The organism is Achromobacter sp. RW408 (assembly GCF_003184165.1).
Taxonomy (GTDB): Bacteria; Pseudomonadota; Gammaproteobacteria; order Burkholderiales; family Burkholderiaceae_B; genus Achromobacter; species Achromobacter xylosoxidans.
The window spans coordinates 493120-507955 of record NZ_QHHO01000049.1 but is presented as its reverse complement, the minus strand read 5'-3'; the positions used below and the strand labels follow the sequence as shown (position 1 = coordinate 507955).

The 14836-nt window shown below is 65.8% G+C and carries 16 protein-coding genes; 14 read left to right on the top strand and 2 right to left on the bottom strand.

Annotated features, from left to right (window positions below; all coding sequences use genetic code 11):
- Positions 1-154 precede the first annotated feature (154 nt).
- From DK459_RS21835 to DK459_RS21820, 4 genes are all read left to right on the top strand, one after another.
- A complete protein-coding gene (locus DK459_RS21835) occupies positions 155-1033 on the top strand; it encodes a LysR substrate-binding domain-containing protein (protein ID WP_110135060.1) in 879 nt (292 codons plus the stop codon).
- Positions 1034-1189: 156 nt separating this feature from the next.
- The gene (locus tag DK459_RS21830; protein ID WP_110135059.1) at positions 1190-2524 is read left to right on the top strand and encodes an MmgE/PrpD family protein; all 1335 of its coding nucleotides are present in this window, start codon (positions 1190-1192) and stop codon (positions 2522-2524) included.
- Positions 2525-2694: 170 nt separating this feature from the next.
- Complete coding sequence (locus tag DK459_RS21825) at positions 2695-3702, top strand: tripartite tricarboxylate transporter substrate binding protein (RefSeq protein WP_053074739.1); 1008 nt, start codon at positions 2695-2697, stop codon at positions 3700-3702.
- A gap of 12 nt (positions 3703-3714) precedes the next feature.
- The gene (locus DK459_RS21820) at positions 3715-5115 is read left to right on the top strand and encodes an MmgE/PrpD family protein (protein WP_110135058.1); all 1401 of its coding nucleotides are present in this window, start codon (positions 3715-3717) and stop codon (positions 5113-5115) included.
- A gap of 6 nt (positions 5116-5121) precedes the next feature.
- Here the strand turns inward: DK459_RS21820 and DK459_RS21815 are convergent, their stop codons facing one another.
- Positions 5122-6006 (bottom strand): LysR family transcriptional regulator, encoded by an 885-nt coding sequence (locus DK459_RS21815; RefSeq protein WP_110135057.1) that lies wholly within the window; start codon positions 6004-6006, stop codon positions 5122-5124.
- Between the two features lie 122 nt (positions 6007-6128).
- Between DK459_RS21815 and DK459_RS21810 the strand changes: the two genes are divergently transcribed.
- The 6 genes from DK459_RS21810 to DK459_RS21785 all read left to right on the top strand — a co-directional run bounded on the left by DK459_RS21810 (position 6129) and on the right by DK459_RS21785 (position 11235).
- Positions 6129-7004 carry an alpha/beta fold hydrolase gene (locus tag DK459_RS21810; protein ID WP_223821449.1) on the top strand — a complete coding sequence of 292 codons (876 nt, stop codon included), beginning with the start codon at positions 6129-6131 and terminating at the stop codon, positions 7002-7004.
- A 775-nt stretch (positions 7005-7779) separates the two neighbouring features.
- Positions 7780-8742 (top strand): tripartite tricarboxylate transporter substrate binding protein, encoded by a 963-nt coding sequence (locus tag DK459_RS21805; RefSeq protein ID WP_024069670.1) that lies wholly within the window; start codon positions 7780-7782, stop codon positions 8740-8742.
- Positions 8743-8744: 2 nt separating this feature from the next.
- Positions 8745-9380 (top strand): glutathione S-transferase family protein, encoded by a 636-nt coding sequence (locus DK459_RS21800; RefSeq protein WP_049054286.1) that lies wholly within the window; start codon positions 8745-8747, stop codon positions 9378-9380.
- Positions 9381-9393: 13 nt separating this feature from the next.
- Positions 9394-10179 (top strand): aldolase, encoded by a 786-nt coding sequence (locus tag DK459_RS21795; protein ID WP_049054287.1) that lies wholly within the window; start codon positions 9394-9396, stop codon positions 10177-10179.
- 118 nt (positions 10180-10297) lie between these two features.
- The gene (locus DK459_RS21790) at positions 10298-10852 is read left to right on the top strand and encodes a helix-turn-helix domain-containing protein (protein WP_020928619.1); all 555 of its coding nucleotides are present in this window, start codon (positions 10298-10300) and stop codon (positions 10850-10852) included.
- A gap of 17 nt (positions 10853-10869) precedes the next feature.
- On the top strand, positions 10870-11235 hold the full coding sequence (locus DK459_RS21785) for a cupin domain-containing protein (protein ID WP_006384946.1): 366 nt from the start codon (positions 10870-10872) through the stop codon (positions 11233-11235).
- A gap of 21 nt (positions 11236-11256) precedes the next feature.
- Here DK459_RS21785 and DK459_RS21780 read toward each other — a convergent pair whose 3' ends face one another.
- Positions 11257-11637, bottom strand: coding sequence for a hypothetical protein (locus DK459_RS21780; protein ID WP_104413157.1), 381 nt, complete (start codon positions 11635-11637; stop codon positions 11257-11259).
- Positions 11638-11864: 227 nt separating this feature from the next.
- Between DK459_RS21780 and DK459_RS21775 the strand changes: the two genes are divergently transcribed.
- The 4 genes from DK459_RS21775 to DK459_RS21760 form a co-directional block, all read left to right on the top strand.
- Positions 11865-12548: an STN domain-containing protein gene (locus tag DK459_RS21775; protein ID WP_230848831.1), complete on the top strand. Its 684-nt coding sequence runs from the start codon at positions 11865-11867 to the stop codon at positions 12546-12548.
- Positions 12538-13086: an RNA polymerase sigma factor gene (locus DK459_RS21770; RefSeq protein ID WP_110135253.1), complete on the top strand. Its 549-nt coding sequence runs from the start codon at positions 12538-12540 to the stop codon at positions 13084-13086. Before DK459_RS21775 ends, DK459_RS21770 begins: the two co-directional genes overlap by 11 nt.
- A complete protein-coding gene (locus tag DK459_RS21765) occupies positions 13083-14078 on the top strand; it encodes a FecR domain-containing protein (RefSeq protein ID WP_024069665.1) in 996 nt (331 codons plus the stop codon). Before DK459_RS21770 ends, DK459_RS21765 begins: the two co-directional genes overlap by 4 nt.
- Before the next feature lie 125 nt (positions 14079-14203).
- A partial coding sequence (locus DK459_RS21760) for a filamentous hemagglutinin N-terminal domain-containing protein (protein WP_146221924.1) occupies positions 14204-14836 on the top strand: 633 nt, incomplete at its 3' end.

The window sequence follows — 14836 nt, the reverse complement described above, 5'->3', positions numbered from 1 at the left end:
GAAAGTCTCCGATATGAATCTTGTTCTAGTGGGCGATTCTGCTTATTCTGTGTAATAGCCGTCCAATATGTTTTTCGGATGTCAGTAATTCTTCTTCGGAATTACTGAATTTGGCGGTCTCCTCCAAACTTTTCTATTTCTGACGCCGCGCGCTATGGATGTGAAGTCGATGCGCATGTTTCTTGCGCTTGCTGAAGAGCTCCACTACGGGCGCGCCGCCGCGCGCCTGTTCATTTCCCAGCCGCCGTTGACCAAGGCGATCCAGCAGTTGGAAGAGCGGCTGGGCGTCACGCTTTTTGACCGCAACAAACGCAGCGTCAAGCTGACGGTGGCCGGCACGGCGCTGGTCCAGGAAGCCCGCAGATTGTTGGCGCAGACCGAGCTTTCCATCCGCACGGTGCAGCGTGCCGAACGTGGCGATGCCGGGCGCCTGCGCATTGGCTTTGTGGCGGCGGTCTTGTTCATGGACATCAGGGAAGTGGTGCTGGGTTTGGAACTCGATCTTCCGGGTCTGGAAAGCGTGTGGGAAGAAATGGGGTCGTGGGAGCAGCTTCAGGCGCTGGAGCAGGACCGCATCGACATCGGTTTTGCCCAGGTTTCTCAGGGCGTGGGCGACATGAGGTCGATACCCGTGGGACGCGTCGGGCTGGTGATCGCGCTTGACGAAGGGCACCGGTTGGCGCGACGCAGGCGCGTCAAGCTGCAAGAGTTGGCCGAAGATGCCTTCGTCGCCATTCCCCGGCACAGCGGGCCAAGCTTTCATGACCTGACAATCGCCGCTTGCATGGAGGCTGGGTTCAGCCCCAGGATCATGCATTACGCCAAGCACCTCGTGTCCGTGGTGAGCCTGGTGGCGATGGGGCGAGGCGTGTCGCTTGTGCCACGGTCATTCGCCCGCGCAGGCGTCCCGGGCGTGGTGTTCAAGGACATCGATGGCCTCGTGGTCGAAGCGGAATACTCGGCGGTATGGAATCCGGCCAATACCTTGCCGCTCCTGCCCCACGTTTTGAGTCTGTTGGGCGGCAAGCGCTAGCGCCTGTCTCCCGCGCCTTTCGCATCGTCTGGTACCTAATTTCATTAGATGGAATTTCCTCGTTGCGGCGGCCTCGCTGGCGGCCCTAGACTCGGCAGGGCTGGCCAGATGGCCAGACACCTTTGAGAAAATCGAATGTCACGTGGAAGCTGCCGCATGCATGCCATAGAAGTTCTGAGCGCATTTGCCGACAAGATTCAACAGGAGCCTCTGCCCACAGAGGTCAGCCGGCACGCCAAGCGCGCCCTGATCGATTGGTATGCCGCAGCCTACCCCGGTGCGTCTGATCCTGCCGTGGGAATATTGCGTTCGTTGCTGCTAGACGAACCCGCCTGCGACGTGGCCGATTTGGTGGCGGGGGGGCAGGCGACGGCGCGCTCGGCGGCCCTCGTCAATGGGGCGGCCGCGCATGCCGCGGAACTGGACGACAGCTATCGGGACGCGATGTATCACCCCGGGGCCGCAACCATCGCTGCGGCGCTCGCGGCCTGCCAGGAACAGGGTCTGAGCGGGGAGCGGCTTTTGAAGGCCATCGTGACAGGTTATGAAGTGTCCACCCGTATCGGCGTGGTGCTGGGCCGCGCGCATTATCAGTACTGGCATAGCACCGGGACAGTGGGCGCGTTCGGCGCGGCCGCTGCGGCCGGTTCCGCGTACGGTCTGACCCAAGCGCAGTTTGCCCATGCCCTTGGCACCGCCGCCACCTTTTCGGCGGGTTTGCAGCAAGCCTTTCGCACCGACTCCATGTCAAAACCCCTGCATGCTGCGCGGGCGGCAGAAGCCGGCGTGCTCGCCTCGAAGGCCGCATGGCGGGGGCTGACGGGGGCTTGGGACATGCTGGACGGAAAAGGGGGGCTGGGCCAAGCCATGAGCGATGGCCCCTCCTGGGATTGCGTGGGTGACACCTTGGGCAAGGACTTTCACATTACTCGGCTGACGTTCAAGAATCATGTGGGTTGCGGCCATACATTCGCGGCCATCGATGCCGCGCTCGCACTGCGCGCGGGCGAGGATTTCAACATCCGGGACGCCAGCCGAATCCATGTCCACACCTATCGTCCCGCGTTGGACATCGCTTGCCATGGCAAGCCCGCGAGCTCCAACGAGGCACGCTTCAGCCTGCGCTACGTCGTGGCGCACGCCTTGCTTCACGGCAGCGTCCGCTTGAACGCCTATGACGATGAACGTGTCCACGACCCTGTGCTCGGCGCGCTGATCGACCGTATCGACGTGCATGCGGATCCCGATATCGACGCCGCGTTCCCGGCGAATCGTTCCGCTCGGATCGAGATTGAATTCATGTCCGGGGAGCGGCGGACTCACGTCCAGGCGAATCGAAAGGGCGACCCGGAGGATCCGCTCAGCGACGCCGAGCTTGAGTCAAAGTTCATCGAGCTCGCGACCCCATGCCTGGGCGCCGCTGCGGCCAAGGAAAAGCTGGCGGATCTTTGGCGCATCGATCAGCGCGCTGACCTGCACAACATGGCGTAGTCAGACATATAACTGTTGGTCGAAATCGATATTGGACTGTGTTGAAGCCGCAAAGATAGAGTGCTTGCAAGGACGCGACAGACCGTCCGCGCCATTCGCAGTCGGCACCCGCAACCGTGAGAGCGCGGTGTGCGCTGCGGATGAACTCTACATCCCTGGCTGGAGACAACATGAAGTCCAATCAACGTCGCGCGCTGCTGCGCGCAAGCCTGCCCTTGGCGGCACTGATCGCCTCTGGCGCGGCAGCCCTCCCCGCCACCGCATGGGCCGATACGACGTACCCGAAACAGAAGGCGATCACCCTGGTGGTGCCGTATACCCCAGGCGGATCCATCGATACGATGGCGCGTCTGACGGCCGAACAATTGCAGGCCAGGCTGGGCCAGAGCATCATCGTCGAGAACCGCGCTGGCGCTTCGGGATTGATCGGCGCTGAATACGTTGCGCGCGCTGCACCCGATGGCTACACCTTGCTGTTCAACGCGTCGAGCCAGGTGGAAATGCCCTTGGTGATGGGACGCGCCACCTATGACGCAGAGAAGGACTTCACCGCCATCGCGCAGGTCGGATACGTGCCCTTGCTGGTGGTGACGCATCCCGGCATACCCGCCAAGGACTTGCGTGAATTCACGTCGCTGGTCAAAGGCGGGAAGAACAAATACACCTGGGCGACGTCCGGCTATGGCACGTCGGGCCATCTGGCTGAAGAACTCATCAAGCATGGACTGAAGCTGGACATGGACATCATCTCCTACAAAGGCGCGGCGCCGCAGCTCACGGATGTGATGGGCGGCCACGTGTCCGCCGCCGTGTCGCCCATGCCCGGCGTCTATCCCCACGTCAAATCCGGCAAGTTGCGGCCGCTGGCGGTAACCAGCGCTGAGCGTCTGCCGCAAATGCCAGATGTACCCACCGTCGCAGAGAGCGGTCTGCCGGGTTTCGAACTGCTGTCGTGGTACGGCGTGTGGGGGCCGGCAGGGATGCCCGAGCCGGTCGTGCAGCGCTTGGCGCAGGAAGTCGAGACGGTGAAAACCAATACCGCCTTGCAAGCCAGATTCCGGGAACTGTCGTTTGTCACCGTCCCGTCGACGCCGGCGGCCTTCGCAGAGGTGATTCGCAAAGATATCGAGAAGGTGAAAGGCATTGTCTCGGATGCGAACATTCGCGTGGCGTTTTAAGGAGAAGCAGTGATGACGACCACCACGAAGGCGCTTGCGCAATGGATTTCAGGTCTGCGGCGCGATGACGTGCCAGAGGGCGTGCGGCGCGCCTTGCGTCTGCTGGCCATGGATACGTTCGCGTGCGCAATGGTAGGAGGCGCGCAGCCGTGGACCCAGGCCATCCGGTCTTGGGCGCTGGCGCCGGGTTCCGGCTTGCAGGGGGGGGCGCGGATTTGGGGAGAGTCCACAGGACGACTGCGAGCGGCCGACGCCGCCATGGTGAACGGCGCGGCCGCCCATGCCTTTGAGTTGGATGACTTCCACAACGCCAAGGTACATCTGGGTGCAGTGGTTGTGCCAACGGTGTTTGCACTGGCTGAAAGCCACGACGCCACGCCCGAACGTGTCGAGACCGCACTGGCCGCGGGCTACGAGATCATCATCCGAAGTTCCCTGGCGCTTAAGCCCGCGCTGGCGCGGCTGCACGGTTGGCACTTGACCGCCGTGTGCGGTCCGTTGGGCGCTGCGGCGGCGGCTTCTGTAATGCTGGGGCTGGATGCCGAGCGTACCAGCTGGGCCTTGGGGCTGGCGGGAACGCAGTCGGGCGGACTGTTTGCGTTTACGGCAGACGGAGCGTCTTCAAAACGCTTTCACCCGGGGCGCGCTGCGCATGCCGGCGTGATGGCGGCGGAACTGGCGAGCCTGGGCTTGACCGGTCCTACCCAGCTGTTCGAGGCGGAAGACGGAGGATGGCTGCGCGCATTCTCGGAAGATCCGGACGAATCCGCGCTGACTGATCGCCTTGGCACGCATTGGCACGCTCCAGAGACAAATTTCAAGCCTTATGCGTGCTGCGGCAGCGTGCATGCGCATGTGGACGCCGCGATCGCGCTTCGGCCCCACTGGGCGCCGGGCGGCCGCGTGCGCGTGGGCATGCCCGAGGTGGTTCGGGTGCAGTGCGGTTACGACTATTTGCCCGGCAGTGCGCTGAATGCACAGATGAGCGGCCGATACAGTGTGGCGGTGGCGCTGCTGGACGGCGCGGCGCTGCCCGAGCAATTCGAGGCGGACAGGATGCAGTCGGAGGATGTCATCAGGCTCGCTGGGCAGCTGGAGCTGATCCACGACAAAGACCTGGACGCGCTTTACCCGCGCAATTTTTGCGGTTGGGTCGAAGTGCAGTGTCTGGATGGCGAGTGGAAGCGGTACACGGTGTTGAACCCGTCGGGGTCAGCGGCCAACGCCTCGCGTGGCGAGGCGATAGAGGCCAAGGCCGCTACCCTTTTGACACCGCTGTTGGGCTCGAACGGTGCGGCGAGATTGCGTGAATCGTTCAAGACGCTGGCCGAAACGCCAATCCGTGAACTGTTGGCCAACACAACCGTTCACGACATGGCCGAGCCGGCGCCGCCCGCTCGCCACTGTGCCTAGGGACGCTCAGGAAATAGGGGGCTCAAGAATGCCGCGGACCACGTTGGCGACAACGTCCGAGGGGTTCTTGGGGTTCCAGATGGCGCAGATGCGGACGCGTTGCTGCACCTGGTCAAGCTTGCGGTAGACCACGCCAGGTACGGCGCTCTGCGCGAATGAACTGGGCACAAACGCGATGCCCAGCCCCAGGCTGACCATTTGGAAAATCGTCAGCGCGTGCCGCGCCGTATGCGCGATCGTGGGGCTGAAGCCCGCCTCGGCGCAAGCGGCGATGAAGCTGTCGAAGAGCGCGGGTGCATACTCGCGCGAGAACGCCACGAATGCCTGATCGCGCATTTCGCCCAACGGTATGTCCGTGCGTGCGGCGAAGGCGTGGCCGGAAGGAATGGCCAAGCTGAAAGGCTCGGTAAATATCGGTAGCGCAGCCAGCTCTTCAATGTGGGGCTGTTCGTGAATGATGCCGATATCGATCTTGTCCTGAAGCACCGCCCGAATCTGGTCTCGGGACCCCATATCGGTGACGGCCACATTCACTTTTGGAAACCGGGCCTGTAGCCGCCCCAGTATCTTTGGCATCACGTGAAACACGGCCGACGTCGCCATACCCAGCCGCAATTCCCCGATGTCGCCTTTTGCCGTTTTGAGCGTGGTGTCGACCGCAGCTTGCAGATGCGCAAGCACCGATCGGCTTTCGCGTAGGAACACCTTCCCTGCATCCGTCAATTTCACTTCGCGCCGCGTGCGCAGGAAGAGTACTACACCCATCTCTTCTTCTAGCGCCTTGATCTGCTGGGAAAGTGGCGGCTGCGACATGTGCAGCTTCGTCGCCGCGCGGCTGAAATTCAGTTCTTCCGCGACGGTAACGAAGTAACGAAGCTGGCGAATGTCCATTAGTCAGAGTTCCGATAACTGTTAGCTGAATTCAATATTGGATGGATGCTTGGCGAGCGCCTAGAGTGCTAAGCGCGGGTTCTTTTCAGAAGTGAAAATCTTAAATGCAATCAGGAGCGCGAATGGAATCGGTTGTCCAACAGTCTCGCATGGAACGAGAAGCCGAAGCAGATAAATCTGATGTTTGCGCAACAAGCGCATTCTTTGTCGAACGTGGGAATGGCGTTCGTATCGAGGTGTATGCGCAAGGGCAGGGGGATTTGCTTGTCATGCTGCCCTCGCTCGGTCGAGGCGCGGTGGATATGGAAGAGATTTCAACGCCTTTGGCCGCCGCGGGATACCGGGTGCTGCGGCCGGAGCCGCGCGGAAATGGACGCAGTGTGGGCCCGCTGGAAGACAAAACCTTGCACGATTGGGCGGAGGATATCGCCGCGGTCGTGGAAAGCCAGAACGCCGGTCCAGCATTCATCCTGGGCCATGCGCATGGGAATTGGATTGCAAGAACGCTGGCGTCTGACCGCCCGGACTTGGTGCGCGCGCTGTTGCTGCTGGCAGGTTCCGCTGGAAAGGTGCCCGAGGGCTTTGAGGGACTACCGATCAGCCATGAAACACGGGCGGTTATTGAACGTTGTGGAGACACGTCGCTTCCCACGGACGTGCGTCTCAGGAGCCTGCAAGAAGTATTTTTTGCGCCGGGCAATGACGCCAGTGTATGGCTGACAGGATGGAACACGCGGCTATTGACCATGCAGACGCTCGCGCAAAAGCGTACGCCCGTGGACGATTTCTTTTCGGGCGGGGTCGCACCCATCCTGAACTTGCAGGCGCAATACGACGTGATCGCGCCGCAACGCTTCGCGCGGGTATTGAGCGATCGTCTGGGCGATCGGGTGACCAACGTCACGATTCCCAATGCCGCGCATGCGTTGCTGCCAGAGCAACCAGAGGCAGTGGTTGCTGTCGTATTGGACTACCTTAGCAAACATCGCTCGCGTTAACATGCTGGAGCGGAGCCAACACGTATGGACCGACTGCATAGGTGCGAGTTGACGAGGCCGAATCGCACGTCGAGCAGCGACCGGAAGAAGGTCGCCTTCATGCAGCCGGCGGCTGATATTCTCCGGTGCACGACCGAGCTATTGCGAGTATCTCCAGTCAGCTCATCGCGCCGCGCTTGAACGCTCAATGGGGCACGTTCAGCGCGACAGCGGCCAGAGCCGGCGCGTTGCCGACTTCCTGGTGGGATGAGGGGAGTGTGGAGGGTTCGATCCAACAACCTGTGGGCCCTGGATGAGGGCATTGCCGAGGACATGGGGATCGTCTTTCGCCTGGTCGCGCGTGCCAACAGCTACGCGGACACGTTTAGCTCGGCACGCAATTCGAGGGTCATCGTGAGCGTATGGTGGCACGAGCAGTTGAATGACAGTCATTCTCGGCCGAGCGTCCCGGGCCAGCTAAGCATGGCCTAGTCTTGCGATCCATATAACCCTTTCCAAGGCGAATGGCATTGCTCAACAGATCGCCGGCGGTAGGGCGATTTTTTCGCTTTCTTGGCGCTGATGGGGCGGAGGCTAGCCGCCTTTCGCCGTCTGGATTGTTGTCCTTCGAATTCACGGACACCTGCATCAAGGCGGCGAACTTCAACAAAAAAGGCGAACTTTATTCCTGCCGCTCAGGGATTCCCCCAATCACATTTCCCTTGCGGAAAATCAATGCTCTATAGGACACTTTGTGTCATAGCCGCGATCCAGCGGCGGACACAAGGGGAATCCTATGAAGCGCATGATCATGGCCGCCGCGCTGGCGGTGGCCGCAGGGGCGGGTAGCGGCGCGCAGGCCGCGTTTCCGGATCATCCGATCCGGCTGGTGGTGCCGTTCGGCGCCGGCGGCATCACCGATATCGTGGCGCGCCAGGTGGGCAAGGGCATGGGCGATGCGCTCGGCCAGAGCGTGGTGGTGGAGAACCGGCCCGGCGCGGGCGGCGTGATCGCGGCGCAGGTGGCGGCGACGGCGCCGGCCGACGGGTATACGATCTTCATGGGCACGGTGGGCACGCAGGTGGTGAATCCGCTGATCTACGCCAAGCTCAGCTACGACGCCGACAAGTTCGCGCCGGTCGGACTGGTGTCCGGCTCGCCCTATCTGCTGGCGGTGCGCGGCGACCTGCCGGCGGCGAACTTCGCCGACTTCGTGACGTACGCCAAGGCGCACCCGGCCAAGCTGAATTTCGGTTCGGCGGGCACGGCCAGTTCGCCGCACCTGGGGCTGGAACTGCTGAAGCTGACGGCGGGCGTGGATATCGTGCACGTGCCGTTCAAGAGCGGCAGCGAAGCGGTCAACGCGGCCATCGGCGGGCAGGTGGACGTGGTGATGGATGCCAGTCCGGTGATCATGCCGCACGTGGCGTCGGGCAAGCTGCGCGCGCTGGCGGTGGCGGCGGACCAGCGCCTGCCGTCGGCGCCGCAGGTGCCGGCCGCGGGCGAGGCTGGCGACGCGGGGCTGCAGATCAGCTCGTGGAATGCGTTCTTCGCGCCGGCCGGCACGCCGCCGGCGGTGCTGGAGAAACTCAACGCGGCGCTGCGCCAGACGCTGGCCTCGCCTGAATTGAAGACGCGGCTGGCGGCGCAGGGCACGCAGCTGTACACCGGCGCGCCGGACGAATACCAGCGTTTCATCGCGGCCGAAAAGAAGAAATGGGCCGAGATCGTCAAGCGCGCCGATATCAGGATGGATTGACGATGACCACGCATCCCTTGGCGGGACAGCCGCTGGAACTGGCCGATACGCTGCGTTCGGGCAATGCCTGGAAGATCCGGCTGGCCTGCGGTTACATGGGGCTGGCGCTGACGCGCCGCACGTTCGACATCGTGCAGGGCGACCTGGAGACCGAGGCCTTCGGCCGCATCAATCCGTGGCGCCAGGTGCCCGCGCTGCGCACGCCCGAAGGCGTGTGGCTGGCGGAGTCGCAGGCGATCCTGTGGTATCTGGGCCGGGGCACGCCGTGGCTGCCCGAGGGGCGGCTGGCGCAGGCGCAGGTGGCCAGCTGGCTGAGTTTCGAGCAGACCCAGCACATGCACGCCTTCGCGCAACCGCGGCTGTTGATCCACCTGCGCGGCACGGCGCGGGTGGATGACCCGGCGATGGTGGAGTGGCGCCGCGCCGGCATGCGCGCGGCGGCCTGGATGGAGGCGCATCTTGCCGGGCGCGACTTCCTGGTGGGCGAGGCGCCGACCATTGCCGACATCGCGCTCTATCCCTACACCAGCATGGCGGAGCAGGGCGGCTACGACCTGTCCGCCTTTACCCACATCAACGCCTGGCTGGCGCGCATGCGCGCGCTGCCGGGTTTTACGCCGTTGTTGGAAACGGCATAGCAAGGAGTCAAAGATGGCCGATACGATGCATTTGGGCAAGGATGAACTGATCGCGCGGGCCAAGGCCGAGATGCAGCGCCAGTTCGACACGCCCGACTGGACGCTGCGCGAGCGTCTGGCGCTGACCTGCCGCATCCTGTTCGACGGCGGGCACGATTCGGGCCTGGCCGGCCAGATCACGGCGCGCGCGCCGGAACCGAACCGCTACTACACCCAGCGGCTGGGCCTGGGCTTCGACGAGATCACGGCCGGCAACCTGCTGCTGGTGGACGAGGACCTGCGGGTGCAGGAAGGCGGCGGCATGCCCAACCCGGCCAACCGTTTCCATTCCTGGATCTACCGGGCGCGGCCGGACGTCAACTGCATCATCCACACGCACCCGCTGCACGCGGCCTCGCTGTCGATGCTGGAGGTGCCGCTGGAGGTCTCGCACATGGACAACTGCCCGCTGTATGGCGACGTGGCGTTCCTGAAGGACTGGCCGGGCGTGCCGGTGGGCAACGAGGAAGGCGAGATCATCTCGGCGGCGCTGGGCGACAAGCGCGCCATCCTGCTGTCGCACCACGGCATGCTGGTGGCCGCGGGCACGGTGGAAGAGGCCTGCGTGCTGGCGCTGCAGTTCGAGCGCGCCGCGCGCATGCAGTTGCTGGCGATGGCGGCCGGCAAGATCCAGCCGATTCCGCCGGCGCTGGGGCGCGAGGCGCACGACTGGATCCTGACGCCCAAGCGCTCGCAGGTGGGTTTTTCGTACTACGCGCGGCGGGCGTTGCGTCAGCACCCGGACGTGCTGGGCGCGTAGCGCGATCCGCCCCGGGGCGCGGGCCGGTCATGGCGCCCCGGATGGGCAGGGGAGGCCGACTCGACGGCCGGACGGGTTTCGGGCATGCTTACCGGTCGTCTCCGCCATTTTCCCGCCCATGATCGACCTGCCTCACCGCCTGCGCGCGCTGCGCCGCCAGCAATCCCTGTCCCTGGAACAGCTGGGCGAGCGCACGGGCCTGACCAAGAGCTATCTGTCCAAGCTGGAGCGGGGCCTGAGCGAGCCTTCGATCTCCACCGTGCTGCGGCTGGCCGAAGCCTATGGCGTGGGCGTGTCGCAATTGGTGGGCGGCGATGGCGCGGCGCAGGACGAGGTCGTCAGCCTGGTGCGGGTGGCCGATCGCGAAGCGCTGCAGCGGCGCGACCTGGGCACTGAATACCATTACGAATCGCTGGCCGGGCGCCGTAAGGTCAAGGCCATGGAACCCTTCATCGTGCACCCGCCGCGCGAGTTTCCCGACGCGGCCGCGGTGTTTCCGCACCCCGGCGAGGAATTCCTGCTGGTGCTCAAGGGCGCCATCGAGGTCCAGGTCGGCGAACGCGAGTTCCGGCTGGATGCCGGCGATTCGCTCTATTTCGATTCCGAACTGCCGCATCGCATGCGCACGGTCAGCCGCGGCGCGGCCGAGGTGCTGGTGGTGGCGGCGCATTGAACCCCAAGGAAAGCGCAGTGAAGCATGATCAATCGCGGCTGGTCCGCATCGACGCCGGCCCCATGAAGAATCCGGTGCCCGGCAAGCCCAAGCGTCCCCTTTCGGGCGACGCGGCGTTCCGCACCGTGACCGCGTTCGAAGGCAACGGCGGCCGCGCCGAGGCCGGCGTGTGGGAGAGCACGGCCGGCAGTTTCCAGTCCAATACCACCGGCTACATCGAATTCGGCTACATCGTCGAAGGCGCGGCGCGCCTGGTCGACCCGGATGGCACCGTGCACGAACTGACCGTGGGCGAGGCCTTCGTGATGCCGGAGGGCTATACCGGCCGCTGGGAAGTCGATACCTTCGTCAAGAAGATCTATTTCATCAGCCGCACGGCCTGAACGCGCGGCGCTGAAGACGCCCTACGGCGTTGGCCGCTGCGGATAGGCCGAGGTGCCGAAGGTGTTGCCCATGCGGTTGCCGATGGTGGCGGGCGTGGGAAGGCCCATCTGGTTGGGCGGCCGTTGCGTGATGGCTTCGGAGCCCAGCGCGGGCGGCGGCCTGGGCGCCGCGTCGGGCGCCATCTTCTGGTTCAGGCAACCATACGACAGGGCGCGGTAGCCGTTGACCTCGGTTTCGATGCAGGCGCCGCCGGGCGCGGGCCCGGCCGTCGACGCGGGCGGCGGCACCGGCGTGGCCTGCGCGGCGGGCGCGGTCTGGGCGCCCGCCGTCAGGGGCGCGAGCGCCTGCGCGGCCAGCAACAGCAGACCGGCGCGGTGCGGAAAGGGGCAAGGGATGCGCATGCGGGCTCCTTGGAAAAGGCCCGGCGGCCAGTGGCCACCGTGCCATCAGTATAGGGACAGATGATCGCGCGCAGGTGACGATTGCGTGGCGGGCCGGCGCCGCGTGCATGTGGCGTGTCACGATTGCGTCATTCACGCGTCCTAGCATGGCGCCTTTCCTTCGAGGCGGGTGCGCCGGCACTCGCGACAACGGCAATGCCTGGCATTTTTCCTCCATGTTGGCGTCCATGACCTTTGCCTGTCCGCCGGGCGGGGGCTGGATGGGACGCGCCTGCCTGGCGTTGGGGATGTGGGCGCTGGCCGGCGCGGGCAGCGCCGGGGCGCCGCCGCGCGAGATGGCATTCGCCATTGCCGCGCAGCCGCTGGACCAGGCGCTGGCGGAGTACAGCCTGGCCAGCGGCCGCACGGTGCTGGTCGACACCGCCTTGACCGCCGGCCGACACGCGCCCGCGGTGATAGGCACCTATACCCCCGGGGATGCCCTGCGCAGGCTGCTGGCGGGGGCGCCGTTGGCGATCCGCTATGCCAGCACGCATTCGTTCACGCTGGTGGCCGCGCCGCACACGGCGCCGGCGGTGCGCGCGGCCAGCGCGGCGCGGTTGCGAGACACGCCCTACGCGGCTGCGCTGCAAGGCGCGCTCAAACAGGCGCTGTGCAGGGGCTCGGGGGCCGAGCCGGGCCGCTATCGCGCCCTCGTCAAGCTCTGGTTCGACAAGGCCTGGCGCGTTGACAGGGTGGATTGGGTATCGGACACGGGATCGGCGCCATTGAATCGCCGGCTGGAGACCGCGCTGCGCGGGGTGACGGCCGGGCCATTGCCCGCCGGCATGCGGCAGCCGGTGACGATATTGCTGCGGGCCGGTGGCGCTGACGACTGCGCCGCGCCGCGAGGGGCGGGCCATGCGGGATGACAGGTCGCCGGGCTCGCTGCGCGCGCTGTTCCTGGAGCGCTACAACGATTTCCGCAGCCAGCTCAGGCGCCGACTGGGGTCCGATGACCTGGCCCATGACGCGATGCAGGAAGCCTTCCTGAAAGTGAACGACCTGCCGGCGAGTTCGTCGATCCAGCAGCCGGCGGCCTATCTGTTCCGGGTGGCGCTGAACATCGCCGAGGACCAGCGCCGCCGTGATTCACGTCTATTGACGGGGGTGGAGATCAGCGAGCTGATCGGCGGCACGGACGAAGCCGCCGATCCGGCACGCATCGCGCAAGGCCGCAGCCAGATCGACGCGTTCCGTCGCGCCTTGCGCCAGTTGCCCGAGCGCACCCAGCAGATGCTGTTGGCTGCCCGGGTGCACGACGTGCCGCATGCGGAGATCGCCAGGCGCTATGGCGTGTCGGAACGCATCGTGTCCAAGGAGCTCAAGCGCGCATTGGTCCATTGCGGCAAGGTGCTGCAAGCGCAGGAGGAGCCAGCGCGACGCGCCGGCGAGGAAGGCGAAACATGACGCTGACGGGGCTGCCAGGAAGGCGCAGGGGCGAGGCGTCGGCGCATGACCGCGATGCGCGCGAATGGTTGTTGATGCTGACTTCGGGCGCCGCAACCGAGGCCGATGCGCAGGCATTCCGCGCCTGGCTGCGCCAGGACGCGCGCCACGAGGCCGCGTTCGCCGAACAGAAGCGCCTGTGGCAGGCGCTGGGACCGGCGGTGCGCGAAGAGGCGAAGGCATGGGCCGCGCCGCGTCGTCCGTCGCCGTCGGGCCGGCGCGCCTTCCTGGGGGGCGCGGTGGCGGCGTCGGTCGCGTATCTGGCCTGGCGTCCTCCGCTGGGACTGTGGCCCGGCCTGGGAGAATTCGGCGCCGATTACCGCACCGCCACCGGCGAGCAGCGGCGGGTGGCGCTGGGCGAGGCGCTGGAACTGGAGCTCAATACTCAGACGCGCATCAACGTGCGCTCGGCGCCCGACGCCGGCGCGGTGATCGAACTGGAGGCGGGCGAGGCCGAAGTCCGCGTTGGCCGGCCGCTGAATGCGCGTGGCGAAGCGGCGGCGCCGGCGACACAGGTGGTGGCCGGCGCCGGCCGCATCACCGCGCGCGAGGCGCGGTTCAACCTGCGCTATCTCGACGGCGAAGCCAGCTTGTGCTGCCTGTCCGGCAGTTTGCGGCTGGCGCACGCGCGGGGGGCGTATGACGTGGCCGCCGGGCAGGAGCTGCGCTACGACGGCCAGCGGGTGATGCCGCCGGTGGCGGCGGATACCGAGGCCGTAACGGCCTGGCGCCGCGGCTGGCTGGTGTTCGATCGGGTGCCGCTGGCGGACGTGGTGGAGGAACTGAACCGCTATCGTCGCGGCCGCCTGGTGCTGCTCAACAGCCGGCTGGGCCGGCGCCGGGTGCAGGCGCGCTTCGCGCTGGCGCAGGTGGCGGACGCCGAGCAGTTGATTCGTGACGCCTACGGCGCCGAGGTGACTCGATTGCCCGGAGGCGTGGTGTTGCTGTCCTGAGCTGCCACCAATGTCGGGCCGGGAAGCTGCATGAATTATTTATGACAGGGTTCCGGTCGGCATTTTTCCATCCGTCTGTCTTGTTCCAGGTGGCGACACCCCGATAGGAATGAGGAAGGACGATCATGCAGACACGGTTGGCGCAACGCGGCGGTAGGGCATTGAGGGCGCGTAAGGCGGGGCGCGGGCGTCCGCGCTGGCGTCCGACACAGGTGTCGCAGGCGTTGGCGGTGCTGCTGGTGGCGGGCGGCTGGAGCGGCGCGGCGCAGGCGCAGGCGCGCGCCTTCAGCCCGGCCTGGTTCGCGGACAAGGGCGCGGTGCAGTCGACCGCGCAGCGCACCGGCCGCATGCCCGACGGCAGCCTGGCCGGCATCGGCAACAGCGCCCGCCAGCAGGCGCAGTCGCGCCAGCAGTTGCAGCGCTCGCTGGACAACCTGAATCGCACCGCCGCGGCGGTGGCCGCGCAGCAGGCGGCGCAGGCGGCGGCGCGCGCGGCCGCGGCGGCCAACGGCGCCGCCGTGCCGGACGGACTGACGCAGGGCGGGCTGTGGATCGCCGAGGGCGCGCAGGCCAAATGGGAAGGCGCCAACAAGCCGCGCACCGGCACCGAGGGCGGGCGCCAACTGGTGACCATCGAGCAAACGCAGTCGCGGGCGATTCTGAACTGGGACACGTTCAACGTGGGCCGCAACACCACGCTGCGGTTCCAGCAGAAGGCCGACGACGCGGTGCTGAACCGGGTGGTGGGCGCGTCGGCC